Source organism: Stenotrophomonas sp. 22DLJC03, assembly GCF_056861405.1.
On the sequence record NZ_JBSPUG010000004.1, the window covers coordinates 234,358 to 258,363 of the forward strand.

At 66.3% G+C, this 24,006-nt stretch carries 22 protein-coding genes and 1 tRNA gene; 14 read left to right on the top strand and 9 right to left on the bottom strand.

Annotated elements, in window-relative coordinates; all coding sequences use genetic code 11:
• Nucleotides 1-115 precede the first annotated feature (115 nt).
• The 4 genes from birA (at nucleotide 116) to AC13GA_RS16135 (ending at nucleotide 2,787) form a co-directional block, all read left to right on the top strand.
• Complete coding sequence (gene birA, locus AC13GA_RS16120) at nucleotides 116-1,084, top strand: bifunctional biotin--[acetyl-CoA-carboxylase] ligase/biotin operon repressor BirA (protein ID WP_136639113.1); 969 nt, start codon at nucleotides 116-118, stop codon at nucleotides 1,082-1,084.
• Nucleotides 1,081-1,812, top strand: coding sequence for a type III pantothenate kinase (locus tag AC13GA_RS16125; protein WP_046984540.1), 732 nt, complete (start codon nucleotides 1,081-1,083; stop codon nucleotides 1,810-1,812). The genes birA and AC13GA_RS16125 overlap by 4 nt, the downstream gene beginning before the upstream one ends.
• A gap of 9 nt (nucleotides 1,813-1,821) precedes the next feature.
• Nucleotides 1,822-2,670, top strand: a complete 849-nt coding sequence (locus AC13GA_RS16130; RefSeq protein WP_482998537.1) for an SPOR domain-containing protein — start codon at nucleotides 1,822-1,824, stop codon at nucleotides 2,668-2,670.
• Nucleotides 2,671-2,711: 41 nt separating this feature from the next.
• Nucleotides 2,712-2,787 (top strand) — tRNA-Thr (locus tag AC13GA_RS16135).
• A 109-nt stretch (nucleotides 2,788-2,896) separates the two neighbouring features.
• Here AC13GA_RS16135 and AC13GA_RS16140 read toward each other — a convergent pair.
• Nucleotides 2,897-3,682: a hypothetical protein gene (locus AC13GA_RS16140; RefSeq protein ID WP_136639116.1), complete on the bottom strand. Its 786-nt coding sequence runs from the start codon at nucleotides 3,680-3,682 to the stop codon at nucleotides 2,897-2,899.
• A 210-nt stretch (nucleotides 3,683-3,892) separates the two neighbouring features.
• Between AC13GA_RS16140 and AC13GA_RS16145 the strand changes: the two genes are divergently transcribed.
• Entirely contained in the window at nucleotides 3,893-4,663 is a 771-nt protein-coding gene (locus AC13GA_RS16145; protein WP_482998538.1) for a DUF3011 domain-containing protein, read from the top strand.
• A gap of 24 nt (nucleotides 4,664-4,687) precedes the next feature.
• On the opposite strand, the gene AC13GA_RS16150 is transcribed toward AC13GA_RS16145, so the two are convergent.
• Nucleotides 4,688-5,035 carry a hypothetical protein gene (locus AC13GA_RS16150; protein ID WP_046984553.1) on the bottom strand — a complete coding sequence of 116 codons (348 nt, stop codon included), beginning with the start codon at nucleotides 5,033-5,035 and terminating at the stop codon, nucleotides 4,688-4,690.
• Between the two features lie 129 nt (nucleotides 5,036-5,164).
• Here AC13GA_RS16150 and rocF point away from each other — a divergent pair, with 129 nt between their 5' ends.
• From rocF to AC13GA_RS16165, 3 genes are all read left to right on the top strand, one after another.
• A complete protein-coding gene (rocF, locus tag AC13GA_RS16155) occupies nucleotides 5,165-6,085 on the top strand; it encodes an arginase (protein WP_482998539.1) in 921 nt (306 codons plus the stop codon).
• Between the two features lie 162 nt (nucleotides 6,086-6,247).
• A complete protein-coding gene (locus AC13GA_RS16160) occupies nucleotides 6,248-6,385 on the top strand; it encodes an entericidin A/B family lipoprotein (RefSeq protein ID WP_008266021.1) in 138 nt (45 codons plus the stop codon).
• A 203-nt stretch (nucleotides 6,386-6,588) separates the two neighbouring features.
• Nucleotides 6,589-6,810 carry a CsbD family protein gene (locus tag AC13GA_RS16165; protein ID WP_004153772.1) on the top strand — a complete coding sequence of 74 codons (222 nt, stop codon included), beginning with the start codon at nucleotides 6,589-6,591 and terminating at the stop codon, nucleotides 6,808-6,810.
• A gap of 73 nt (nucleotides 6,811-6,883) precedes the next feature.
• On the opposite strand, the gene AC13GA_RS16170 is transcribed toward AC13GA_RS16165, so the two are convergent.
• Entirely contained in the window at nucleotides 6,884-7,684 is an 801-nt protein-coding gene (locus AC13GA_RS16170; RefSeq protein ID WP_136639120.1) for a hypothetical protein, read from the bottom strand.
• A 108-nt stretch (nucleotides 7,685-7,792) separates the two neighbouring features.
• Here AC13GA_RS16170 and AC13GA_RS16175 point away from each other — a divergent pair, with 108 nt between their 5' ends.
• The 4 genes from AC13GA_RS16175 (at nucleotide 7,793) to AC13GA_RS16190 (ending at nucleotide 12,361) form a co-directional block, all read left to right on the top strand.
• Nucleotides 7,793-9,085, top strand: coding sequence for a tryptophan--tRNA ligase (locus AC13GA_RS16175; protein ID WP_136639121.1), 1,293 nt, complete (start codon nucleotides 7,793-7,795; stop codon nucleotides 9,083-9,085).
• Between the two features lie 126 nt (nucleotides 9,086-9,211).
• Nucleotides 9,212-9,514 carry a hypothetical protein gene (locus tag AC13GA_RS16180; RefSeq protein ID WP_046984557.1) on the top strand — a complete coding sequence of 101 codons (303 nt, stop codon included), beginning with the start codon at nucleotides 9,212-9,214 and terminating at the stop codon, nucleotides 9,512-9,514.
• A gap of 156 nt (nucleotides 9,515-9,670) precedes the next feature.
• A complete protein-coding gene (locus tag AC13GA_RS16185) occupies nucleotides 9,671-10,603 on the top strand; it encodes an MBL fold metallo-hydrolase (RefSeq protein WP_049462315.1) in 933 nt (310 codons plus the stop codon).
• A 105-nt stretch (nucleotides 10,604-10,708) separates the two neighbouring features.
• The gene (locus AC13GA_RS16190; RefSeq protein WP_478475548.1) at nucleotides 10,709-12,361 is read left to right on the top strand and encodes a M28 family metallopeptidase; all 1,653 of its coding nucleotides are present in this window, start codon (nucleotides 10,709-10,711) and stop codon (nucleotides 12,359-12,361) included.
• A gap of 262 nt (nucleotides 12,362-12,623) precedes the next feature.
• On the opposite strand, the gene AC13GA_RS16195 is transcribed toward AC13GA_RS16190, so the two are convergent.
• Nucleotides 12,624-13,958 (bottom strand): MFS transporter, encoded by a 1,335-nt coding sequence (locus AC13GA_RS16195; protein WP_004137399.1) that lies wholly within the window; start codon nucleotides 13,956-13,958, stop codon nucleotides 12,624-12,626.
• Nucleotides 13,959-14,270: 312 nt separating this feature from the next.
• On the opposite strand from AC13GA_RS16195, the gene yedA reads away from it, so the two are divergent.
• Together yedA and rarD are read left to right on the top strand one after the other, a co-directional pair.
• Nucleotides 14,271-15,176: a drug/metabolite exporter YedA gene (gene yedA, locus AC13GA_RS16200; protein WP_012509785.1), complete on the top strand. Its 906-nt coding sequence runs from the start codon at nucleotides 14,271-14,273 to the stop codon at nucleotides 15,174-15,176.
• Nucleotides 15,173-16,069 (top strand): EamA family transporter RarD, encoded by an 897-nt coding sequence (gene rarD / locus AC13GA_RS16205; protein ID WP_478474475.1) that lies wholly within the window; start codon nucleotides 15,173-15,175, stop codon nucleotides 16,067-16,069. Before yedA ends, rarD begins: the two co-directional genes overlap by 4 nt.
• Nucleotides 16,070-16,227: 158 nt before the next feature.
• Here the strand turns inward: rarD and AC13GA_RS16210 are convergent, their stop codons facing one another.
• The 5 genes from AC13GA_RS16210 to AC13GA_RS16230 form a co-directional block, all read right to left on the bottom strand.
• A complete protein-coding gene (locus AC13GA_RS16210) occupies nucleotides 16,228-19,053 on the bottom strand; it encodes a TonB-dependent receptor plug domain-containing protein (RefSeq protein WP_482998540.1) in 2,826 nt (941 codons plus the stop codon).
• Nucleotides 19,054-19,423: 370 nt separating this feature from the next.
• On the bottom strand, nucleotides 19,424-20,740 hold the full coding sequence (locus AC13GA_RS16215; protein ID WP_482998541.1) for an ABC transporter permease: 1,317 nt from the start codon (nucleotides 20,738-20,740) through the stop codon (nucleotides 19,424-19,426).
• Nucleotides 20,741-20,753: 13 nt separating this feature from the next.
• Nucleotides 20,754-21,911, bottom strand: coding sequence for an ABC transporter permease (locus AC13GA_RS16220; protein WP_032978283.1), 1,158 nt, complete (start codon nucleotides 21,909-21,911; stop codon nucleotides 20,754-20,756).
• 14 nt (nucleotides 21,912-21,925) lie between these two features.
• Complete coding sequence (locus tag AC13GA_RS16225) at nucleotides 21,926-22,615, bottom strand: ABC transporter ATP-binding protein (protein WP_004137569.1); 690 nt, start codon at nucleotides 22,613-22,615, stop codon at nucleotides 21,926-21,928.
• Nucleotides 22,616-22,717: 102 nt separating this feature from the next.
• Entirely contained in the window at nucleotides 22,718-23,965 is a 1,248-nt protein-coding gene (locus AC13GA_RS16230) for an efflux RND transporter periplasmic adaptor subunit (protein ID WP_482998542.1), read from the bottom strand.
• Nucleotides 23,966-24,006: the final 41 nt, after the last annotated feature.

Sequence of the window (24,006 nt, forward strand, 5' to 3'; positions counted from 1 at the left end):
TTCCCGATTCTAGCCCGAACCCGACGCCCAGTTGGAAGCCCCCGCGGAACCCAGCGTGGCGGGCGTCGCTGGCGGCTTTCCCGCATAATTCCTTCCTGACTTCGTGGAAGCTGCCGTGGACGATCGCCAATTGCTGGCCAAACTCGCTGCCGGTCGCCTGTCCGGCGACGCCCTGGCCCGTGAGCTGGGTCAGACCCGGGCGGCCATTTGGAAGCGTATTCAAGGACTTAGGGCCGCCGGTGTGGACATCGAGGGCCGTGCTGGCGAAGGCTATGGCCTGACCCGCCCGGTCGATCTGCTGGACCCGGACGCGATCCGCGCCGGTCTGCCTGCTGACGTCCAGGCCCTGCTGCACGACCTGCAGGTGGCTTGGACGGTGGACTCGACCAACGCCGAATTGCTGCGCTGCAGCGCGCCCCAGCGCGGGGTCAGCGTCCTGCTGGCCGAACGCCAGACCGGTGGCCGTGGCCGTCGTGGGCGTGCCTGGGCCTCGCCGCTGGCCGCGCATATCTACCTGTCGGTGCTGCGCCTGTACTCCGGTGGCCTTGGCCGCCTCGCCGGGCTGAGCCTGGTGGCGGGCATCGCCGTGGCCGAAGCGCTGCACGATCTGGGCTACACCCAGGCGCAGCTGAAGTGGCCGAACGACCTGATCGTCGATGGCAAGCGCAAGCTGGTCGGCCTGCTCGCGGAGGGTGGTGGCGAATACGCCGGCCCGGCGCGCGCGGTGATCGGCGTCGGCATCAACACGCATATGCCGCCGTCGTTCGCCGAGCAGATCACCCAGCCGTGGGTGGACCTGGACACGCTGGCCGGCAAGCCGGTGGACCGCAACGTAGTGGTCGCCGCCGTGCTGACGCGCCTGCTGCCGGCGCTGGAAGAGTTCGATCGCGAAGGGCTGGCCCCGTTCCTGCCGCGCTACGCCGCGTTTGACATGCTGGCCGGCCGCGAAGTACGCGTGGAACTGGACGGACAGTGGCAGCACGGTACCGCACTTGGCCTGGCTGACGACGGCGCGCTGCGCGTGCGCATCGATGGCCACGAGCGCCTGCTGCACGCCGGCGAAGTCAGCGTGAGGGCGGCATGAGCGATTGGTTGTTCGACCTGGGCAACTCGCGCTTCAAGTTCGCGCCGTTGCAGGGTGACCGTGCCGGCGACGTACAGGCCTGGGCGCACGGCGCCGAAGGCATGGCCGGGCAGCCGCCGCACAGCCTGCCCAGCGGCACCACCGCGTTCGTGGCCAGCGTGGCCGCACCCTCGCTGACCAGCGCCATGCTGGACCAGCTGCAGCGCCGCTTCGAACACGTGCATGTGGTGCGCACCAGCGCCGAATGTGCCGGCGTGCGCATCGCCTATGCCAAGCCGGAAAAGTTCGGCGTCGACCGCTTCCTGGCCCTGTTGGCTGCCGCCAAGGCGCAGCGCCCGGTGCTGGTGGTCGGCGTTGGCACCGCCTTGACGATTGATCTGCTCGACGCCAATGGCCAGCACCACGGTGGCCGCATTTCCGCATCGCCCACCACCATGCGCGAAGCACTGCACGCGCGTGCAGTGCAGCTGCCTGCAACCGGCGGCGACTACAGCGAATTCGCCAACGACACTGCCGACGCGCTGGCCTCCGGCTGCGATGGTGCGGCTGTGGCGCTGATCGAACGCAGCGCACAGCAGGCGAACGCGCTGCTGGGCGTGGCACCGTCACTGCTGGTACACGGTGGCGGCGCACCAGCGCTGATGCCGTTGCTGCCCGGCGCCGACTATCACCCGTCGCTGGTGCTGGATGGCCTCGCCCGCTGGGCGGTGCACCAGCCCGCAGGCTAGTATCCGCGCATGCTGACCCGTGCCCTGATCGTCGTACTGGCCATCCTCAATCTTGGCGTCGCCTGCTGGTGGCTGCTGCGCGATGCACCGCAGGCGCCTGCGCCGCCGCCGCAACCCGCTGGCGTAGCCGAGCTGCGCTGGGTGCCCGGTGGCGTGGATGCCGCTGCGGCCGCCGAGGCCATTGCCGCCGCCCCGACCGCGCCGTTGATGGAGCGCGAACCTGCGGAGAGGACGTCTGTGGCTGCGACGCCTGCGCCCGTTGCGCCGGCCAAGCAGGAGATCGCCAACCCGCAGGTGGCCGAGGCTACGCCGGTTGCTGCCGCTGCCAAGCCGGTGACACCGGCCGCGCCGACCGCGGCCCCGGAAAAGCCCGCAACCCCGTCCGCAGCCGCCGAGCCGCCGCGCTGCATCGCGCTGGGTCCGTTCGCCGACCGCGCCGCCGCGACCAGTGCGCAGGGCAAGGCCGGCAATGTCATCAGTCAGGTGCGCCTGCGCGAACAGCCTGCTGCCAGCGGCAGCGCCCGTTTCCGGGTGATGCTGCCGGCCGCCGCCAACCGCGACGAAGCCCAGGCCACGGTGAAGCGCATCGTCGCCGCCGGCCTGAGCGACTACTACATCATCAGCCAGGGCGAGGACATCAACGCCGTGGCGCTGGGCCAGTACCGCAACCGCGAAGGCGCCGAGCGCCGCATGGCGGCGGTGCAGGCTGCCGGCTTCCAGCCGCGCCTGGTGGCCAGCGGCGACGCCGGCCAATGGTGGCTGGAAGGACAGCTGGCAGCGGGCGCACAGCCGGCCCAGGCCCAGCAGCGCAGCGGCGCGGCACAGAGCCGGTCGCTGGAATGCACACGGTTGCGCTAGAATCCCCCGGACCGCGGCACTGCCGCCGGTGCACCACCCATGCCGCTTTAGCTCAGTTGGTAGAGCAACTGTCTTGTAAACAGTAGGTCATCCGTTCGATTCGGATAAGCGGCACCACTTCGATCCCTTGGCATCCGCACATGTCCACGGGGAACAATCAACCCGCTGCAATGGCGGGTTTTTTGTGCGTTGCCGTTCTGAAAAGAATGCGGGTCTGGAGGCATGTTCAACGCGACCTCGTAAGACCCCTTCTGAGTTGGTTGCAACGCTGGAGCATACGTTCGCCAGACTTTTCATTCATTTGAATGCGGCCATCGGCGAGAAGGGGATAGGTCTCGAGACGGACACGATAGGCTGCTTGCGAAGACAGCTGCACTGCAGCGTCGTCCGTGCCGATGGCGGCTCCAGGCAGCGAATCCTCTCGAACAACGCCATTTACCTGAAGCTGTGCGCAGATTCCGGCGTAGTAGGCGATGCGTTCATCAAGCGCCTGAGGGTGCCTTGTGGCATGACCTAGCGCATGGAATGTCTCGTGTGCGACCAGATCGACAAGGTTTGCAACAGTCCGTCCGCGGTCGTCATGTATCGAAGCCGCAAGTGCCAATGTCTTCCCACCCGAGAACGATCCCAAAGCACGCGACTGTATCGTCGCGGCGGTATCCGTTGGCGCGAGAAGAATCCGGTATCTGTTCGCCTTTGCTTCTATCCATGATTCGGAGAACTTCGCTGCTGCATCAATGCGCATGCAGGTATCGGCAACGTCAACCGGTGATCCTGCAGCCATCAAGAGCAGGATTTCGTGCTGGGTGTTGGTGCAGTGAAACGATTCCAGAGCGGGCAGGTCCTTGCGCCCTGGAACAATGGAGAGAGACCGGAAGTAGCGGAATGGCCCGAGAGGCGTGGACACCAGCTCGGTATAGCCATCCGAAGGGATGCCTTGTGGAAATCCAATCGTTGTGGCGCAGCCTGCCAGGATGGAGGCGGCGAATGCGGCGAGTACGACTCCTTTCATCGCTTCTCCCAAAGGTGCGGGTGCTCAAGGTACGCCCGCATCTCCTGTTGTTTACTACATCTCCATGCACAAGTGGACTTCTAGAACACCCTACCAGACCTGAATCCCCACGCGCTCCACCCGGATCTTGATATTCCTCACGGACAGTGAGCAGCGCCCCACCGCATACTGCCGCCACACGCCCACTCTGGGCCCCTTCGGGATCCGCACATGCGTCGCCATGCCCTGTCGCTCACCGCCGCACTGTTGTCCACCGCTTTCGTTACCCCGGCCATGGCCGCAGTGCCGTTCTTCAACGCCAGCTGCCCGGGCGGCATCGATGTGCACGCCGACGAAGGCGGGCCGGTCTACGTGCAGGGCCGCGAGGCCTCGCTGAAACGCTTCAACGACCGCTATTTCGAGGCACGCGATACCAACAGTGGCATCACCCTTTCGATCAGCAGCAACGAGGACGGCACGCCGCAGATCAGCTACACCGGCCGTGGCGGCGCCAACGGCATCTGCCAGGTCAGTGCCGGCGGAGAGCCCGCACCGTCTGAACATCGCGACCACCGTCGCCACGATGACGACAACGACGCGGCGCTACCGCGCGAAGTCACCTGCGAGTCCACCGGCCAGCAGCAGGTGTCGTGCGACATGGATACCCGTGGCAACGTGGAAATCGTGCGCCAGCTCAGTCATACCCGCTGCGAACAAGGCCAGAACTGGGGTCTGTCGCGGCATTCGGTGTGGGTGAACGGCGGCTGCCGCGCGGTGTTCCGCAATGTGTCCAAGGCGGCCAACAGCGCGCCGGCAGGCGATACCGCGCTGGGTTCCTGCAACATGCGCAAGGGTGCGCAGGGCACGCTGGTGACCCAGGTGCCGGTGGGCAGCGATTACCAGGAACTCATCATCGATTATCCCGATGGGCGCTTCCTGTGCATGATGCGCAACAACGGCCAGGTGCAGAGCGTGACGCCGGTTCGCCGCCGCGGAAGCTGAGCTTGCAGCGGGCTGGGGCCGGCCTCAGCCGCGGGACCTATACAACAACACCCACGCCAGCATCAGGGCGAGCGTCCCGACTGACGTCAGGCCGAACCACAGCGCGGCCACCTTCACGTTGCCAATCAATGCCGCCAGCATCCGCTGCGGCTCGCTCTTCAGGATCGGGTATTCAGCGTGTGCCTTGCGCAGGCGCTGCCAACCCAAACCGAGGAACAGCAGAAACGAGAATGGCGTCAGCAGGAGCGTCGCCTGCATCAGCCAGCCATTCGGCGACGCATCGATCGAACTGCTCAGAAAAACCGCAAGCAGGGCGATGGGCAGCGCCACGGTGAAAAAGCGGGGCCAGGCGGTATTGATGAAGGGCGACATCGCAATCTTCCATGAGGGGGAGTCGGGTCCGCGCGGCATCATGCCATGCCAATGCCCTGCTGCACCGCCGCGAGTGGTGTCACACAGCTCTGGCTAGACTGTGCTTCTTTTTCCGCGCAGGAGGCACCCATGGCCCATCCCATCTCCGTATCCCTGATTGGCGTTCCCACCGATGTGGGCGCAGGCCATCGCGGTGCACGGCTGGGGCCGGAAGCGCTGCGCGTGGCGGGCCTGCCCGAAGCACTGGAAGCGCGTGGCGTGGACGTGCGCGACCTCGGCAACCTGGACGGCCCGCGCAACCCGTGGACTGCGCCGGTGCAGGGCTATCGCCACCTGGATGAAGTGGTGGCGTGGAACCACGCACTGATGGAAGCCAGCTATGCCGAACTGCAGGCCGGGCGCATGCCGATCATGCTCGGTGGCGACCACTGCCTGGGCATCGGTTCGATCACCGCCGTGGCGCGCTGGTGCCGCGAGCAGGGCAAGACCCTGCGCGTGCTGTGGCTGGATGCGCATTCGGACTTCAACACCAGCGATGTCACCCCGTCGGGCAACATCCACGGCATGCCGGTGGCCTGCCTGTGCGGCCTTGGCCCGGACGCGTTGACCCAGCTGGGTGGCAGCGCACCGACGATCACCCCGGCGCAGATGCACCAGATCGGCATCCGCTCGGTGGACCCGGAAGAGAAGCGCCTGATCAAGACCCACAAGGTCGATGTTTACGACATGCGCTACATCGACGAGAACGGCATGAAGCGCACCGTGGAAGCGGCGCTGGCCGGCATCGACGAGAACACCCATCTGCATGTCAGCTTCGATGTGGACTTCCTGGACCCGAGCATCGCGCCGGGCGTGGGCACCACCGTGCCGGGCGGGGTGAACTACCGCGAGGCGCAGCTGGTGATGGAGATGATCGCCGACACCGGGCGCATGGGCTCGCTGGACATCGTTGAGCTCAACCCCTTGTTGGACAAGCAGAATGCCACTGCCGAACTGGCCGTGGACCTGGTCGAAAGCCTGTTCGGCAAGTCCACCCTGATGCGCGATTGACGGTTCCGCCTGAACGGATCTGTGATCCGTTCACACGCGCTCCACGCCACTGCCGCCAGATTGCACTTCACGCGGCGGTGGTGGGCATTGGCCTTCTCCCGCCGAGCGAAAGAATCCCATCCGCGAATGAAGCGGTGTAGCGGCAAACCCAAGGAGAAGCCCATGAAGCGCGTAGTTGCCCTGATGCTGTTGTCGATGTTCTCGGTGGCCCTGCTGGCCGGTTGCAACACCATTGCCGGTGCCGGCAAGGACGTGCAGAAGGCTGGCGAAAAGGTTGAGGACACCGCCAAGGGCCGGTAAGACCGGCACGCAGCGAAAAGAAAAAGGCCGGGGACATCCCCGGCCTTTTTTTTGTGCGTGCCTTTCGCTGCGTGCTGTCGAAGCGGAGTGAACCATTCAAGCAGGTGAGCATCTATTTCATTGCAGGTTGACCGGTCTTCAACGGCCACTGCGCGAAGCTGGAGCCACGGTAAGAACGCCGTTGCAACCAAGGACTCCCAGCAATGAACAAAGACATCATTTCCGGCAAGTGGTCGCAGCTGAAGGGCAAGGCCCAGGCCAAGTGGGGCGATCTGACCAACGACGACTTCGATGTGGCCGAAGGCAATGCCGAGTATCTGGCCGGCCGCCTGCAGGAACGTTATGGCTGGGCCAAGGATCGCGCGGAGAAGGAAGTGCGTGAGTTCCAGGACGCCGTGAGCAAGGACTACCCGGACTACAAGTAAGCGCCTCGGTTTCCCCCACAACACGACGCCCGCACCGTGAGGTTGCGGGCGTTGTGTTGTCTGGTCGGGAGGATCAGCGCGCCGGCGGGTCCGGCACGTAGCGGTTGGGAAACGCCTGCGGTTCGCGCGGCAGGCGCGACGGCGAATCCACCAGGATGCCGCGTGCGCGCAGGTTGCGGGCGCTGTCGTAGCGCAGCTGCAGGACCTGGGCCGGGCTCCGGCTGGCGCGTTCGAAGTCGGTATCGCGTACCGAGGACTGTTCGCGTGCGCCGTGGCCGGTGCCCAACGCTGGCGCCTGCGACTTGCTGGCGTAGCCCTCGATTCGGCTGTTGCTGGCGCTGGCATCGGCCGCTGCTTCGGCCGCCGGGGCCGGTGCTGGCAGGCCACGGCGCAGGATCGGCTGCGGGTACCAGCGTCGTGCTTCCTCGAACACCGCAACGCCCACCACGCCGATGTTGTCCGGACGGCCGGTGCGGCTGGCATAGCTGCCACCGGGGCTGCTGAACACGAACTGCGCCACTTCGTCCTGGCTCTTGCGCCAGCCGGTGATGTCGGCGCGCTGGCCGGGGTTGAGCACGTAGCCGGTCTGCGAGGGATCGGCATCTTCGCCGGAGATGGCGTTGACGCCGTCCACCGACAGCACCACCAGCACCCGGCGCGGGCTGTCGTTGTACAGGCGCACGGCGTAGCGGTGGCCGCGCTCGCCGGCCACCCAACGCTGGCCCTCGGCGGGGTAGCTGCGCAGTTCGGTGCCGCGGTCGCGGTCGACCAGGGACATGCGCACGGGGCCACCTTCGTACACCGGCGGCGGCATCGGGGCCGGGCGGAAGCCGGCCAGGGGCAGGATCAGCAGCAGGGGCAGCAGGCGTTTCATCGGGCGTCTCCAGCGGGGTTGCGTGAATGAACGCGCCGCGGGCCCTGACGGGGTTGGTGGCGTGCAAGGTAAACTGGCCCCGTTCATCGAAGGTTACCCCACGCAGTCATGACGACCCGAGTCCTTACCGGCATCACCCCCTCCGGCACGCCCCACCTGGGCAACTACGTTGGCGCCATCCGTCCGGCCATCGCGGCCAGCCGCGCCCCGGGGATCGAGAGCTTCTTCTTCCTGGCCGACCTGCACAGCCTGATCAAGTCCCAGGATCCGCAGCGCACCCAGCGCGCGACCCTGGAGATCGCGGCCAGCTGGCTGGCCTGCGGCCTGGACCCGGAACATGTGTGGTTCTACCGCCAGAGCGACATCCGCGAGACCACCGAGCTGATGTGGTTCCTGACCGCCATCGCCAGCAAGGGCATCCTCAACCGCGCGCACGCCTACAAGGCGGCGGTGGACAAGAACCGCGAGGAAGGCGTGGACGAGGACGCGGGCGTCAGCGCCGGCCTGTTCATGTACCCGGTGCTGATGGCCGCCGACATCCTCATCTTCAAGGCCAACCAGGTGCCGGTGGGCCGCGACCAGATCCAGCACATCGAGATGGCGCGCGATTTCGCCCAGCGCTTCAACCACGTGTACGGCAAGGAGTACTTCCCGCTGCCGGACGTGGTGATCGACGAGCAGGTGGCGACGCTGGCCGGCCTCGACGGCCGCAAGATGAGCAAGAGCTACCACAACACCATTCCGCTGTTCGTGCCGCGCGAGGAACTGAAGAAGCTGGTGTTCTCGATCCTGACCGACTCGCGCGCACCGGGTGAGCCGAAGGACACCGAGGGCTCGGCGCTGTTCCAGATGTACCAGGCGTTCGCCACCCCGGAACAGACCGCGGAATTCGCCAAGGCGTTCGCCGCCGGCATCAGCTGGGGCGATGCCAAGCAGCAGCTGTTCGAGCGCATCGACAGCGAGCTTTCTCCGCTGCGCGAGCGCTACAACGCGCTGATGGCCGAGCCGGAGAAGATCGAGGCGCTGCTCAAGCGCCGTGGCCAGCAGCTGCGCGAGCAGCTGGCGGCACCGCTGCTGGACGAGCTGCGCCATGCGGTGGGCCTGCGTGACCTGTCCACCGCGGGCGACATCGCCAGCGAGGACGCTGGCGTGGCCCGCGTGGCACCGCCGCTGTTCAAGCAGTACCGCGAGAAGGACGGCCGTTTCTACTTCAAGCTGACCGCCGGTGACGGCACGCTGCTGATCCAGAGCGAAGGCTTTGATTCGCCGCGCGATGCGGGCCAGTTGATCGCGGTGATCAAGCAGGCCGAGCAGGGCGACCAGCTGCAGAGCGAGCTGTTCAAGCTGGAAGCCGAGGTGGATGCGGTGCTGGCGGCATTGGCTGTGTTGCGCGCCGACTGATCGGTAGATGCCGACCTTGGTCGGCGCTGTTGAGGGCGGAATGCCGGCCAGCGGCCGGCACTACCCGCAATCGGCGGCCATGGCATGATGTCCGCGCGCCTCAGGCGCGATGACATGGAGTCTGCAATGGCCTGGTTGTCGCTGCTGCTGTTCCTGCCCTGGTTTCTGTTGCTGGGCAGCCTGTACTGGCTGTTCCCGCGCCAGCCGCGTAGCGCGCGGCGGCGCCTGTTCGATGGTGCTGCCCTGGCATTGGCATTGCTGCTGAGCATCCTGGCGATGCTGTGGGGCCACCATATCGGCCTGGTGCAGCCCGGCGCCGGCCCGATCTGGCCGCAGGTGCTGGCGGTGCTGTATGCCTATGGAGCTTTCCTGGCAGTGCTGGTGCTGGCGTTGCTGCTGCGGCCGCGGTTCGCATTGCGCTCCGGCTGATCGATAGTGCCGGCCGCTGGCCGGCAACTGCATTCAACTGGCTACACCGAGGTTGCCGGCCAGCGGCCGGCACTACCCGACCAAAGCCGCATCGAACCCGGGCCGCCTGCGCGCCTACCATGGGTATCTGTTCCCGATCCTGCCAGGTGCGTGCCAATGACCGCCGACCCCAGCATCCACACCATCGATACCGGTTTCCAGCGCCCGGATTTCGACGCGGCGTATCTGATCGTTGAAAACGGCCGTGCCGCGTTCGTCGACTGCGGCACCGGCCTGTCGGTACCGGCGATGCTGCAGGCGCTGGCGGAGGCCGGTCTGGGCGTGGAAGCAGTGGACTGGCTGCTGCTCACGCACGTACATCTGGACCACGCCGGTGGTGCAGGCCTGCTGATGCAGCAGCTGCCGAATGCGAAGGCGGTGCTGCATCCGCGCGGTGCGCCGCACATGATCGATCCGACCCGGCTGATTGCCGGCGCCACCGCGGTGTACGGCGCCGAAGAGATCGCGCGCAGCTATGGTCGCATCGAGGCGATTCCGGAGCACCGTGTGGTGGTGGCCGAAGACGGCCACCGCATCGATCTGGCCGGCCGCGAGCTGGTGCTGCTGCATACCCCGGGCCACGCGCTGCACCACTACTGCGTGTGGGATGCGCGCAGCCGCAGCTGGTTCACCGGCGATACGTTCGGTATCTCCTACCGTGAGCTGGACAGTGCGCAGGGTGCTTTCATCTTCCCCACCTCATCGCCGGTGCAGTTCGATCCGGAGGCGATGAAGGCCTCGATCCGGCGCATGCTCGATTACGCGCCGCAAGCGATGTACCTGACCCACTACGGTCGTGTGGAACAGGTGGAGAAACTGGCCGACGACCTGTTCGAGCAGATCGATGCGATGGCCGCCATCGGCCGCCAGTGCGATGGTCGACCGGATCGCCACCGCTGCCTGCTGGCCGCACTGCAGGCGCTGTACCTGGAACGTGCACAACTGCATGGCTGTGCGCTGGACGATGCCGCGGTGACCGCTGTTCTGGCGATGGACATCGAACTCAACGCCCAAGGCCTGGCCTGCTGGCTGGATCGCATCAGCAAGTAGATCCATGCCATGCGTGGATGACGTTGGCCCAGGCTGCGCCGCGGTGTCACGACCACGTTACACTCTGGTGACTTCCAAGCCTGCCGTGGTACTGCCGTGAATCCGATGCGCGTGTTGCTGCTGTCGTCCTGCCTGTTCGTCGGTGGCCTGGCCCATGCGGCCAACGACCTGCCGGGTGGCGGCATCGATCCGCAGGCACTGTCGCGCCATGTGCGCGTGCTGGCGTCGGATGAATTCGAGGGCCGTGCACCGGCCACCGAGGGTGAAGAGCGCACGGTGCAGTACCTGATCGAGCAGTTCCGCAGCTACGGCCTGCAGCCGGGCGGCGTGGACGGCAGCTGGGTGCAGCCGGTGCCGCTGGTGCGCGCACAGCTGGATGGCGCGGCCAAGGCCAGCCTGTCGCTGAAGCAGGGCAAGCGCGCGCTGGCCAACGGCGTGGACGTGACCCTGCAGAGCCTGCAGCCGCGCAAGCGCGTGCAGATCAAGGACGCGCCGCTGGTATTCGTCGGCTACGGCATCGACGCGCCGGAACGGCAGTGGAACGACTACAAGGACGTGGACCTGCACGGCAAGATCGCGGTGGTGCTGATCAACGACGCCGATTTCGAAGCCGATGCGCCGGGTGCATTTGATGGCAAGGCGGTGACCTACTACGGCCGTTGGACCTACAAGTTCGAGGAAGCCGCACGCCGTGGTGCCGAGGGCGTGCTGATCGTGCACGAGACCGCGCCGGCTGCGTATGGCTGGGCCACGGTGAAGAGCTCGGGCACCTCGCCGCTGTTCGACATCGAACGCGGCCAGGCCGAGGCGATGGCCCAGCACACGCCGCTGCGCGGCTGGATGCAGCGCGAGCTGGCCGAGGCGATCTTCGCCGACGCCGGCCTCGACTTCGATGCCGAGAAGCGCAAGGCGATGCGTGCCGATTTCCGACCCGTGGCACTGGACAACGCGAAGCTGAGCGTGGATTTCGCACTCAAGCGCGAGCAGGTGGTGACCCGCAACGTGGTGGCCAAGCTGCCCGGTGGCGAGCATGCCGACGAGGCGGTGATCTTCTCTGCGCACTGGGATGCCTTCGGTATCGGCCAGGCCGATGCCAAGGGCGATCGTATCCGCCGCGGCGCGATTGACAACGCCACCGGCGTGGCCACGGTGCTGGAACTGGGCCGGGTGTTCGCCGCCGGCCCGCAGCCGCAGCGCACGTTGTACTTCGTGGCACTGACCGCTGAAGAGAAGGGCCTGCTGGGCGCCAGCTACTACGCCGCACACCCGCTGGCGCCGCTGGACAAGACCGCCGCAGTACTGAACATCGAGATGTTCAGCCCGGATGGTGCGACCCGTGACATCGCGTCGTGGGGCAAGGGCCGGGTCTCGCTGGAAGGTGACCTGGAACGCGTGGCCAAGGCCCGCGGCCGCAGCTACAGCCCGGACCCGAATCTGGAAGCCGGGTTCTTCTACCGTGCCGACCATTTCGCCTTCGCCCGCCTGGGCGTGCCGGCGATCACCATCGGGCCGGGCCTGGACAAGCTGGACGGTGGCGTTGAAGCCGGCCGCGCGCTGCGCGAGAAGTACTTCGCCGACTGCTACCACCAGGCCTGCGATGCGTGGACGCCGAGCTGGGACCCGAGCGGCCACGCCGCCGACACCCTGCTGGTCTACGACCTGGGCGCAGAGCTGGCCAACAGCCGCCGCTGGCCGACGTGGGAGAAGGAATCGGAGTTCCACGGCGCGCGCGACAAGAGCGAAGCGGCCCGCCGCTGAAGGGGTAGTGCCGGCCGCTGGCCGGCAACCTCATGAACCTTCGGAAAGACGGCGTGGTTGCCGGCCAGCGGCCGGCACTACCGACGCCGGCGCAGCATGCGCCCCAGCTGGCGGCTGCGAGTGCTGCCAGATAGCAGGCCACCATCGTGCGCAGGCCAATGCCGTGGCTGCGGCCAGCGTCGCCGCGATTCACATCAGTGGCGTGGCGGAAGACGCAGCGGCCACCGGCATTGCACCGGTGGCCGCGATCATGACGGCGCGCTTACTTGCGGGTGCCGTCGAGCCAGTTCGGGCCCTTGTTGGTGAGGAAGAACACATAGACCACCAGCGATACCGCGATCGTTGCAGTCACGTAGATGGCGAACCAGTCCACGTGGCCGGTCTTCAGCGCGCCCTGGTACAGCAGCGGGGCGGTGCCGCCGAACAGCGAGTTGGCCAGTGCATAGCCCAGGCCCACGCCCAGTGCACGCACGTGGGTGGGGAACAGTTCGGCTTTCACCACCGCATTGATCGAGGTGTAGCCGGTAAGGATGACGAAGCCCAGCGCGAGGGTCAGGAACGCCAGGGTGGCGTCATGCTGGTGCGGCAGCTGGGTGATCAGGTACCAGCTGTACAGCACGCCGCCGACGCCGAAGAACACCAGCAGGGTCTTGCGGCCGATGATGTCCGACAGCCAGCCACCGACCGGCTGCAGCACCATCAGGAAGGCCAGCACGCCCAGGTTGATCAGGGTGCCGGTCATCGGATCATTGGCGGCGAAGGCACTCTGGATCATCTTCGGGCCGTTCACCGAATAGGTGTAGAAGGCCACGGTGCCACCGGCGGTAATCAGGAAGCACAGCAGCAGCGGCCGCCACTGGTGCACGAACAGCTCGTACATCGAGCCGGACTTCTGTGCCTTGCCCTCGCGTGCCGCCTCGATGGACGACTCCGACAGCGACTCGTCCATGCCACGGCGCAGCCAGAACACCACCACCGCCGCGATGCCACCGATGCCGAAGGCGATGCGCCAGCCCCATTCGGAGATTTCCGGCTTGCCCCAGAAGGTCAGCATCAGCAGCAGGGTCAGCTGGGCCAGCACGTGGCCACCGACCAGGGTGACGTAGTGGAAGGAGGACAGGAAGCCGCGCCGGCCGGGGATGGCGGCTTCGGACATGTAGGTGGCACTGGCACCGTACTCGCCGCCGGTGGCGAAGCCCTGCAGCAACCGCGCGAACAGCAGGATCACTGCCGCCCAGATACCGATACTGGCGGCGGTGGGGGTGATGGCGATGAGGAACGAACAGGCCGCCATCAGCGTGACCGACACGGTCAGGGCCTGGCGACGGCCATGGCGGTCGGCGAAGCGGCCGAAGAACCAAGCGCCGATCGGGCGCATCAGGAAGGTTGCCGCGAAGATCGCCCACACGTACATGGTGGAGTTCTTGTCATCCGGCGAGAAGAACTGCGATTCGAAGTACACGGCGAATACCGAGTACACGTAGACGTCGTACCACTCCACCAGGTTGCCGGCGGAGCCTTTGAGGGTATTGGAGATGGAGCGCCGCAGCGCGGCGCCGTCGGTGCTGGGGACAGCGGAATGGGACGTGGTGCTCATCCGGGTGGGAATCCTCGATGCGGCGCTTCCGTGCGGGAAAGATCGGTGCCAGCCGCGCGCGGGGCGCTTGCGGCCAGCCTCCTAGGTAATGCATCCCACGTCAACGCCGGGTGCCGAACGAGCGGGCGGGGAATGGGACCGGACAGGGTGACAGCGGGCGCCAGACGGGCCTATAGCTAAATCGTCGTACGCCCTTTCGCGTCCGGCACCCGGGAAGATCGCCCATCCGAGTTGCAGTGTGTTGAAAACCGGGGTTATTTCAGCCGGCCGAACGTCCTAGAATCCGCGTTCCCCCGGCCCCTCTGGTGCGTCATGTCGGCTCCCCCTGTTCCGTCTGCGGCTGCCCCCCGGGGTGGCCTTGTCGCGTTGGCGCTGCTGCTGGTCTACGTGGTCTGGGGGTCGACCTACCTGGGCATCGCCAAAGCCCTGCACGGCGGCGCGCTGCCGCTGACGATGGTCTCCGGCAGCCGCTTCATCATTGCCGGTGGCCTGATGTTCCTGGCCCTGCGCCTGTTCTGGAAGATGCCGAACCCGACTCTGCGGCAGTGGCGCAACCTGGTCATCATGGGCGTGACCATGCTGGTGCTGGGTAACGGCATGGTGGTACTGGCCGAACGCGAGGTGTCTTCGGGCCTGGCCGCCACGGCGGTGGCCTCGGTGCCATTGTGGATGGCGCTGTTCTCGGCGCTGCGCGGCCAGCACGCCAGCAAGGGTGAATGGCTGGGTATCGCCGTCGGCTTCGTCGGCGTGGTCTGGCTCAATGCCGGCAGCAGCCTGACCGCTTCGCCCACCGGGCTGGTGCTGCTGCTGATTGCGCCGATCGGCTGGGCGTTCGGCTCGGTGTGGGCGCGCGGGCTGGACCTGCCGGGCCCGTTCATGACCGCCGCCGGTCAGATGCTCTGCGGCGGCGTGCTGCTGGTGCTGATCGGCCTGGCGGTTGGCGAGCGCCCGACCACGCTGCCCGACACCGGCGGCCTGCTGGCGATGGCCTACCTGTGCGTGTTCGGGTCCATCGTCGCCTTCACTGCCTACGTGTGGCTGCTGCAGAACGTGCGCCCGGCACTGGCGGGCAGCTATGCATACGTCAATCCCGTGATCGCGGTGCTGCTGGGCGCCGCATTGAATGGTGAACGCTTTGGATGGCGGGACTTCCTCGCCATGGCGGTGATTCTTCTGGGTGTGGTGGTGTTGACGATGGCGAGGACGCGAAAGAAATGAGCATGGACGAGAAAGAACAACGCCGTGGCCTGCTGGTCACTGCCTCCACCTTCGTGATCTGGGGGCTGGTGCCGGTGTACTGGCACCTGCTCAACGAGGTGCCCTCGTTCCAGATCATCGCCCACCGCATCATCTGGAGCACCGTGATGGTGCTGGGCTGGCTGCTGCTCAGCTCGCGCCTGGACTGGTGGAAGAAGATCGCTGCGCAGCCGCGCGCGCTGCCGATCCTGCTGGTGTCGAGCCTGACCATTGCCTTCAACTGGGGCCTGTACATCTGGGCGATCAATGCCGGCCACGTCATCGAGACCAGCCTGGGCTACTTCATCAATCCGCTGGTGAACGTGCTGCTGGGCGTACTGGTGCTGAAGGAGCGGCTGCGCCGACTGCAGTGGGTGGCGGTGGCAATGGCGGCGGTGGGTGTGGCCTGGCTGACCATCGATGCCGGCACGCCGCCGTGGATCGCGCTGGGCCTGGCCTGTTCGTTCGGCCTGTATGGCCTGTTGCGCAAGCTGGTCTCGGTCGATCCGGTGGCCGGCCTGGGCGTGGAAAGCCTGTACCTGTTCCTGCCGGCGCTGGCCTTTGCGGTCTGGGCAGAGAACGGCCATGGTGGCGAGTTCTTCCACGGCTGGGGCTGGCGCAACGACCTGCTGCTGATCTTCGGCGGCGCGATCACTGCGGTACCGCTGATCGGTTTCGCCTACGGCGTGAAGCGCATTCCGCTGTCGCTGGTCGGCATCCTGCAGTACATCGCGCCGAGCCTGCAGCTGCTGCTGGGCGTGTTCTTCTTCCACGAAGCGTTCGATACCGCCAAGGCGATCGGCTTTGCCGCGATATGGGCTGGCCTGATCCTGTTTGTCGGCGACAACATCCGCACGATGCGCGCCAAGCGGTAGCGCCGGGCCATGCCCGGCGAAGCCATGGGGCCAGAGCCCTTCGCGGGCGAAGGGATCCGACCCCGCTCCCCAAAAAAGAGCGGCGCCCCGAAGGGCGCCGCTCTGCTTCCATCCACAGCCAGGAGAGAGATGGCTGTGGCGGGAACGCGGTTGCAGGCTTAGAAGCGCTGCTGGTACTTCATGTACATGAAGCGGCCGATGTCGAAGCCACCGTAATAGGTGAAGCTGCTGTTCGGCTGGCTGTACATGATCGGACCCTGGTGGTTGAACACGTTGTTCACGCCCAGCGACACGGTGCCGTCCCACGGCAGGTTGTAACGCACCTGCAGGTCGTGGAAGGTGTTGGAGCCCACCTTGTTGGTCGGCGATGCGCTGGTGTACGACGAGCTGAAGCCCGGCAGGTTGCACTCGTCCATGTACGAGCACTTCTCCTTCATGCTGGAGTAGTAGCGCGCGGTCCAGCCGATGCCGAGGTCGCCGTACTGCCAATCCAGGTTGAAGGTGGAGCGCACGCGGAAGTCGCCGCCCCAGCTGGTGCGCTGTTCCACCGGCGTGGTCGCGGCGTTGTCGTTGCGCTGCTTCAGGTAGTCGGTGTAGGTGGTGTTCCAGTTGACGGCGAACTGGCCGAACGTGGTTTCCGGCAGGCGGTAACGCACATTGATGTCATAGCCGGCGGTTTCGCGGAAACCGGCATTGACCAGCGAGCGGTCCAGGCTGTTGACCTGGCCGTTGCTGCCGCGGGTGAAGCGGCCGCACGCGGCATCCGAACCCTGCACGTAGCACTGTTCGAGAATGCTGTTGGCGGTCTCGGAGACAATGGCGTTGTTGATGCGGATCTTCCACCAGTCGAGGCTGACATCCAGGCCGGCGACGAAGTCCGGGCTGTACACCAGGCCCACGGTCCAGGTCTTGGCGGTTTCCGGCTTCAGCTCTGCGTTGGAACCGGAGTTGAAGTCGACGGTCGACTGCTGGCCCGGCTTGGTGGCAACAGTGCCATCGCTGTTGAGCTGGCGGAAGTTGGCCGGCACCTTCAGCGCCTGGCAGCGGGCGGCAACGGTCGGGCTGGTCGCAGCGGTACCGAACGAGGTATCGCACGGATCGGTGAACGAATCGCGGGTACTGACGGTGCCAGCGTACAGGTCATCCACGGTCGGCGCACGGAAGCCGGTGCCGTAGGTGGCGCGCACCAGCAGGCTGTCGATCGGCTTCCACTTCAGGCCGAACTTGCTGTTGGTGGTCGAACCGAAGTTGTTGTAATCCGAGTAGCGACCGGCCACGTCCAGCGACAGTTCGCGCGCGAACGGCAGATCGGTCAGCAGCGGCACCTGCAGCTCCAGGTAGACCTCGTTGAGCGAGTAGTCGCCACGGGTCGGCTGGCCGGTGGTGCCGGCGATCTCGCCCTTCTGCACCCGCATGTCCGGGGTGTAGCTGGCCTCTTCGCTGCGGTGCTCGAAGCCCATCGCGCCCATGATGTCGCCGGCCGGCAGGGTGAACAGCGAACCGGAGATGTTGGCGCTGGCCACCTTGGTGGTGCTCTTCATCTTGTCGACGAAGCGCGCAAACAGGTAGTCCTGCACGTCCTGGTTGCTCAGCGAGCCGGGGCCGGTGTAACCCATCGGCGCAGCCGGGTTCCACGGCACGCAGCCGGCGATCACCGCACCCGGTGCGCCGCAGCGGGCCACGTTGCCGTCCATGAAGGACGGACCGACGGCCTGGTTGACGTGCGGCTGGTACATGCTGCCGGTACCGATGCGCTCGCCTTCATTGCGGTTGTACATGTAGCTGACGTTCCAGTCCCAGTACCGCGAACCGGTTTCGAAGCTGCCTTCCAGGCCGATGCTGGCGCGCTTGGTCTCCAGATTGTTCTCGGTGCCGCGCGGCAGCTCCTCGGAGCGGTGCGCGAACAGCACATCCTGGCCCCACAGGTTGAACGTACTGTCCTTGGACAGGGCGGCACGGCTGCCGTTACGCGCCTGGGCGGCGCTGACCGAGTACGGGTAGCCGGCCAGCTGCTTGGTCGATTCGCGCTTGCTGTACAGCGCGTCGGCGACGATGCGCAGGTCGTCGGTGATCGAGAAGCCACCGTTGGCGAACACCGAGGTGCGCTCCAGGCCGGTCAGCAGGCTCATGTTGGTCTTGCTGTTGGCACCATCGGCCGGATCCGGCGCGTGGAAGTTGCCCTTCTGGCTCGGATCGCCGCCCGGGCCCACGGTCAGGTTCTTGCCACCGACGGTGACGTAGCCCCACGGGGTATTGCCGTTCAAGTTGTCGGTCGGGTGGCGCGGGCCGTTGGGATAGCGGCTGAACTCGCGATCCTTGCCCAGCACTTCGTCTTCCTTGGTGCGCTCGGCACCCACGGTGAACCAGCCGCGGTCGAAGGTCTTGCCGAAGGTGGCGCTGTAGGAACGCTTCTGGCCGTCACCCTGGCCGTACTGTCCGACGTAGACGCTGGCTTCGCCACCATCGAAGTTCTTGCGGGTGATGATGTTGACCACGCCGGCGACCGCGTCCGAGCCATACAGAGCGGATGCACCGTCGGTCAGCACTTCCACGCGCTCGACGATGGCCGACGGGATCGAGGCCAGGTCGGAGTAACCGCCGGCGCTGACGCCCATGCGGCGGCCGTCGATCAGCACCAGGCTGCGTTCCGGGCCGAGGTTGCGCAGGCTGACGTACATGCCGCCGAAGTCGCGCGAGGAGGTCAGCGAAGACGCGCGGCCCATGCTCGGCGAACCTGCGGCGGGAATGTCCTGCAGGATGTCGGCGACGTTGACGTAGCCCTTCTTCTCGATCTCGGCGCGGTTGAGCGCGATCACCGGCTGTGCGGTCTCGACACTGGCCTGGCGGATGCGCGAGCCGGTGATTTCGATGCGGTCGAGAGTGGTTGTGGCGTCGCCGGTGCTCTGTGCGAAGGCGGGGGTGGTGCAGCTGGCGGCCAGCGCGATGACGATCGCGTTGCGCAGCGGATTGGTTCTCAGGGACATCCGTGAAATCTCGTGTTTCAGAAAAAACATGCGCCCGTTCTGTGGGCGCGTGGGGTGCTGCAAACCAACGTGGGGGGCGCGATTCTAGATTGTTTCCATTCGTAACTGTTTGTCGCTGCGCCGCGAATGTGCGCGAAAATGAATCGCAACCAACAATCCACAGATGCACTGTGCGCAGCGTCACGCGCGTTGCGTTTGCGACGGGCAGAGGCATCGGTAGCGGCGGTATCTACGCAATCTGTAGCGACGACCACCCAGATCGTGGTCAGATCCCTTCGCGTAGCGAAGGGATCTGACCCCACCAAAGAAAAAGGGACGGAGCCTTCGCTCCGTCCCTCTGCACGATGCGCAGTCTGTCGCTGCGTGATGCTCAGGTTTCGCGCAGCGCCGTGGTGATCGGCAATCGTGCCGCACGCAGCGCCGGGAACAGGCCGCCGACCAGGCCGATGCCCAGCGCCCATTTCAGGCCCGTCCACAGCAGTTCCGGCGACACATGGAACTTGAACACCACCGCGCTGAAGTTGCTGCCGATGGTGGACACGCTGTAGCCATTGAACAGCAGCCACGCCACCGCACAGCCCAGCAGGCCACCCAGCAGTGCAAGCAGCATTGTCTCCAGCATCACCGCCGTCACCACCGGCAGGCCCCGGAAGCCGATTGCCCGCATCGTGGCGATCTCGCGCGCACGCGTCGCCACCGCGGCGTACATGGTATTGAGCGCGCCGAACACCGCACCCACCGCCATGATGGTGCCGATCACCTTGCCGAGGATGTCGATCAGCTTGGTCAGCCCGCCGCCCTGCTTGCTGTAGTAGGTACGCGTGGTTTCCACATCCAGCTTCAGGCGGGGGTCGGCGGCGACGGCGGCCTTGAACTGCTCGAAGCCGGCCTTGCCATCGGTGCGCACGCTGATCGACTGCCACGCACTGCGCTGGTAGGTGGTGGCCAACGTATCGGCGTCGGTCCACAGTTCCGAATCATGCGCATCGCCGGTGGCGAAGACACCGACCACGGTCCAGGTCTGGTTGCCCAGGGTCAGCGTCTTGCCAACGTCCAGATCGCGGAACTGGCCCTTGGCGCCCTGGCCGACCACGATCTCGCGCAGGCCTGTGGCGAACGTGCGGCCTTCGACGATCTTTACCTTGTCATGCACCGCCCACGCCTGCGGGCCGACGCCGCGGAACTGCGCGTTGACGTCGGTGCCATCGGACTTCGACACCAGGTTGACCACCTGCGACAGCTCCGGTGACAGCAGCGGCCGACCTTCGGCATCGCGGCTGATGCCGGGCAGGGTGGACAACGTCGGCACCTGTTCGCGGGTGATGACTGAGTTGGTTTCGGCCTGCGAGCCGCCGCGCAGCACGATGGCGGTGGTGTCATCGCCGGTGTTGTTGAGCGTGGCCTGGAAGCCTTCGCCCATCGCCAGCATCGCCACCAGCACGCCGACCACACCGGCGATGCCGACCACGATCACCGAGGACGCGCCCCAGCGCTGCGGCAGGCTGGCTACGCCGATGCGGGTAGCGGCCAGGGCCAGCCGGCCACTGCGGGTGAGCGCCAGCCACAGCCCCAGCAGTACCGCGATGGCGGCGACGCCGATCCACGGCAGGCTGATCCATACCACCAGGCCAACGACCAGCAGCACCACGGTCACCGCGTTCCCCAGCCACTTCTTGAGCTTGTTCATGTCGGTGTCCTCTTCAGCGGCCGGCGAGCGCGTCGACGATCTTCAGGCGCTTGGCGCGCAGTGCGGGCAGCAGCCCGACCACGATGCCGATCACCACGATCAGGACGATGCCCACCAGCCAGGTCGGCGTCGGTACGTGCGGCGGCAGCATGCCCATGCTCTTGGGGCTGATGGCCGGCAGGATCAGCGCCGCCAGGCCCATGCCGATCAGTCCACCGAGGCCGATCAGCAGCACCGATTCGACCATCACCAGGGTCAGCACCGTGCTGTCCTTGAAGCCCAGCGTCTTCAGTGTGGCCAGTTCCGGAACGCGCTCGCGCACCGCCTGGGCCATGGTGTTGCCGGTCAACAGCAGCAGGGTGAAGAACACCGCGCCCATGATCGAGGTGACGATCATGCCGATGTCGGCGAACTGCTTGACGAAGGCCTGCTGGAACGCCGATTCGGTCTGGGTCTTGGTTTCGTGGTCGGAGTTGGCCGAGATCGCATCGATGGCCTGCGCCACCCTTGACGACTGCTCCGGGTTGTCCAGCGTCACCGTGTACCAGCTCACCTGGTTCTTGATGTAGTCGTTGGACTCATCGAAGTACTTCCAGTTCATCATCAACTGGCGTTCTTCATTGGCTGCCAGTGCGCGATCCTTCGAGCGGTAGATGCCCTTCAGTTCCAGCGGCCAGTCGTTGCTGCCGCCACGCGGGAAGATGGTGGCCTGCAGCGGGATGGTGTCGCCGATCTTCCAGCCGAACTGCTTGGCCAGCGTCTCGCCGACGATCGCGCCGGTACGGGTCTGCTGCCAGTCCTGCAGCTGCGCCGGGTCGATCTGCAGCTCGCGGTAGACATCGAAGTAGTTGGGCGCCACCGAGAAGTTGGGGAAGAAGTTCTTCGGGTCCTGGTAGATGCCGCCGAACCACATGCCGTAGGTGACATCGCGCACGCCGCTGACCTGGCGGATCTGCGTTTCCAGGCGGATCGGCAGCGACTGGGTGATCGACAGGCGCGAAGCCACCACCAACCGGTTGGCACCTTCCACGCTGCCACCGGACGAGAACGCCACGCGCACCGAGTCGAGCATGCCGAACAGCAGGAACGCGGCCACCACCGACAGCAGGGTCAACAGGGTGCGGGTGCGGCTGCGGAACAGCTGTGCCCAGACCAACGAGAAGTATTTCATCGCTGTGGCCTCCGTCAGTGGGCCAGCGGCGCGTCGGCCAGCTCGCCCTTGTCCAGGTGCACCGTGTGGGTGGCGTACTCGGCGGCCTTCGGGTCATGGGTGACCATGATGATGGTCTTGCCGTGTTCGCGGTTGAGCTGCTGCAACAGGCCCAGGATCTCTTCGGCAGACTGGCGGTCGAGGTCGCCGGTGGGTTCGTCGCAGATCAGGAAGGTCGGGTCGGAGACGATCGCGCGGGCGATCGCCACGCGCTGCTGCTGGCCGCCGGACAGTTCGTTGGGGCGATGGCTGCGGCGGTCTGCCAGGCCGACCAGGGTCAGCGCGATCTCTGCGTTGCGGCGGCGCTGCGCCGCATTGAGGTGGGTCAGCAGCAGCGGCAGCTCCACGTTCTTCTGCGCGGTCAGCATCGGCATCAGGTTGTAGAACTGGAACACGAAGCCGACATGGTGGCTGCGCCAGGTCGACAGCTGGCCGCCGCTCATCTGGTCGATGCGCTCGCCTTCGATGCTGATCTCGCCGCCGCTGGGGTTGTCGAGGCCACCGATCAGGTTGAGCAGGGTGGTCTTGCCCGAGCCGGACGGGCCCATCAGCGCGACGAAGTCGCCGCTGGCGATGTCCAGGTCGATGCCGTGCAGCACCTGCACCTTTTCGGGGCCACGCTGGTAGGTCTTGGTGATGTTGCGCAGTGAAACCAGGGTCGACATGGGTGGTTCTCCACGGAAGGCGGGAAACGGGGAAGCGCACCCGCGATGGGCGCGGGCGAGCGTCGAGCGGTGTTGCCGGCGGCGCCTACGGGCGCCAGGCCGTTACTGCGCTTGTTTCTGTTGCACCTTGGCGCCGTCGAGCAGGGTGTCCGGCGGGTTCACCACGACCGATTCACCCGCGCTCACGCCCTTGAGGATCTGGCGATCCTTGCCCATCGCCTGACCAGCCTCGACCGTGCGCTGCTGCACGCGGCTCTCGTCACCCAGCACGAAGGCCACCGAGGCACCCTCGCGCTGGACCACGGCGCCACCTGGCACGCGCACGCCTTGCGGCTTGGCGGCCGCCTGCGGCTGTGCCTGTTCCAGGAAGCTGACCCGCACGCCCATCTCCGGCACGATGCGCGGGTCCTTCACCTTCAGCGCCACGCGTACCTTCACCGTGGCCTTGCCGCGGTCGGCGGTGGGGATGATGGCGATCACCTCACCCGGAATCTTCCATTCCGGATAGGCGTTGAGCGTGGCTTCCACCGGCATCTTCGGCTGCACGCGGCCGATGAAGGCTTCGCCGACCTCGACTTCGATCTCCAGCGATTCCATGTCGACGATGGTGCCGATGCCGGTACGGGTGAAGCCACCACCGGCCGACAGCGGCGAGACGATTTCGCCGGGCTGCGCAGCCTTGGCGGTGACTACGCCGGAGAACGGCGCGCGCACGATGTTGTTGTCCACGCCCAGGTCGGCGATGGCCAGCTGGTCGTTGGCCACCTTGACGTTGCGCTGTGCGGTGTCCAGCTGTGCCCGCAGGCTGTCGCGCTGGGCCACCGCCTGGTCGTACTGTGAGCGTGATACCAGCTGCTGGCCGACCAGCGCCTGCAGGCGGCTGGCCTCAGCGGCGGCCTGCTTCTGCTGCGCCTCCAGCCCGGCCACCTGGCTGCGTGCGGCCTGCAACTGCGAGGCATACAGGCTGCGCTGCGCGTCGGCATCGATCGGGTCCAGCGTGGCCATGATCTGGCCCTGCTCCACGCGCATGCCTTCCTCGATCATCACCTCGCGAACCTTGCCGGTGATCTTGGCCGAAACGGTGGCCATGCGCCGCGCAACTACATAACCGCTGGCGTCGAGCACCGAACTGCTGGCGTTGCCCTGCTGGATGGCCACCGCGGGCGCGGTTTCCACGTCCAACGCCGGCGTACGCCCGAACAGGGTGAAGGCAGCAGCGGCCAGCAGCAGCACGATCACGATGATCGCGATCCACAGCCAGCGGCGGTCACCACTGCCGCCACTGGAGGCGGGCGGCGGCGACTTGCGGTCGATACGGAGTTCCTTCAACAGCTCGGCAGAAGCGTTCATTCGTTCCATCACAGGCGTTCGGGCGGGTGTGACCGGAAGGG

Coding starts and splice junctions, on each gene's coding strand:
- rocF (WP_482998539.1), top strand. CDS start 5,165: ATGGCCCATCCCATCTCCGTATCCCTGATTGGCGTTCCCACCGATGTG.
- AC13GA_RS16225 (WP_004137569.1), bottom strand. CDS start 22,615: ATGTCGACCCTGGTTTCACTGCGCAACATCACCAAGACCTACCAGCGT.
- yedA (WP_012509785.1), top strand. CDS start 14,271: ATGTCGGCTCCCCCTGTTCCGTCTGCGGCTGCCCCCCGGGGTGGCCTT.
- AC13GA_RS16150 (WP_046984553.1), bottom strand. CDS start 5,035: ATGTCGCCCTTCATCAATACCGCCTGGCCCCGCTTTTTCACCGTGGCG.
- AC13GA_RS16230 (WP_482998542.1), bottom strand. CDS start 23,965: ATGAACGCTTCTGCCGAGCTGTTGAAGGAACTCCGTATCGACCGCAAG.
- AC13GA_RS16130 (WP_482998537.1), top strand. CDS start 1,822: ATGCTGACCCGTGCCCTGATCGTCGTACTGGCCATCCTCAATCTTGGC.
- AC13GA_RS16190 (WP_478475548.1), top strand. CDS start 10,709: ATGCGCGTGTTGCTGCTGTCGTCCTGCCTGTTCGTCGGTGGCCTGGCC.
- AC13GA_RS16185 (WP_049462315.1), top strand. CDS start 9,671: ATGACCGCCGACCCCAGCATCCACACCATCGATACCGGTTTCCAGCGC.
- AC13GA_RS16195 (WP_004137399.1), bottom strand. CDS start 13,958: ATGAGCACCACGTCCCATTCCGCTGTCCCCAGCACCGACGGCGCCGCG.
- AC13GA_RS16210 (WP_482998540.1), bottom strand. CDS start 19,053: ATGTCCCTGAGAACCAATCCGCTGCGCAACGCGATCGTCATCGCGCTG.
- AC13GA_RS16140 (WP_136639116.1), bottom strand. CDS start 3,682: ATGAAAGGAGTCGTACTCGCCGCATTCGCCGCCTCCATCCTGGCAGGC.
- AC13GA_RS16125 (WP_046984540.1), top strand. CDS start 1,081: ATGAGCGATTGGTTGTTCGACCTGGGCAACTCGCGCTTCAAGTTCGCG.
- AC13GA_RS16165 (WP_004153772.1), top strand. CDS start 6,589: ATGAACAAAGACATCATTTCCGGCAAGTGGTCGCAGCTGAAGGGCAAG.
- rarD (WP_478474475.1), top strand. CDS start 15,173: ATGAGCATGGACGAGAAAGAACAACGCCGTGGCCTGCTGGTCACTGCC.
- AC13GA_RS16180 (WP_046984557.1), top strand. CDS start 9,212: ATGGCCTGGTTGTCGCTGCTGCTGTTCCTGCCCTGGTTTCTGTTGCTG.
- AC13GA_RS16160 (WP_008266021.1), top strand. CDS start 6,248: ATGAAGCGCGTAGTTGCCCTGATGCTGTTGTCGATGTTCTCGGTGGCC.
- AC13GA_RS16175 (WP_136639121.1), top strand. CDS start 7,793: ATGACGACCCGAGTCCTTACCGGCATCACCCCCTCCGGCACGCCCCAC.
- AC13GA_RS16145 (WP_482998538.1), top strand. CDS start 3,893: ATGCGTCGCCATGCCCTGTCGCTCACCGCCGCACTGTTGTCCACCGCT.
- AC13GA_RS16220 (WP_032978283.1), bottom strand. CDS start 21,911: ATGAAATACTTCTCGTTGGTCTGGGCACAGCTGTTCCGCAGCCGCACC.
- AC13GA_RS16170 (WP_136639120.1), bottom strand. CDS start 7,684: ATGAAACGCCTGCTGCCCCTGCTGCTGATCCTGCCCCTGGCCGGCTTC.
- AC13GA_RS16215 (WP_482998541.1), bottom strand. CDS start 20,740: ATGAACAAGCTCAAGAAGTGGCTGGGGAACGCGGTGACCGTGGTGCTG.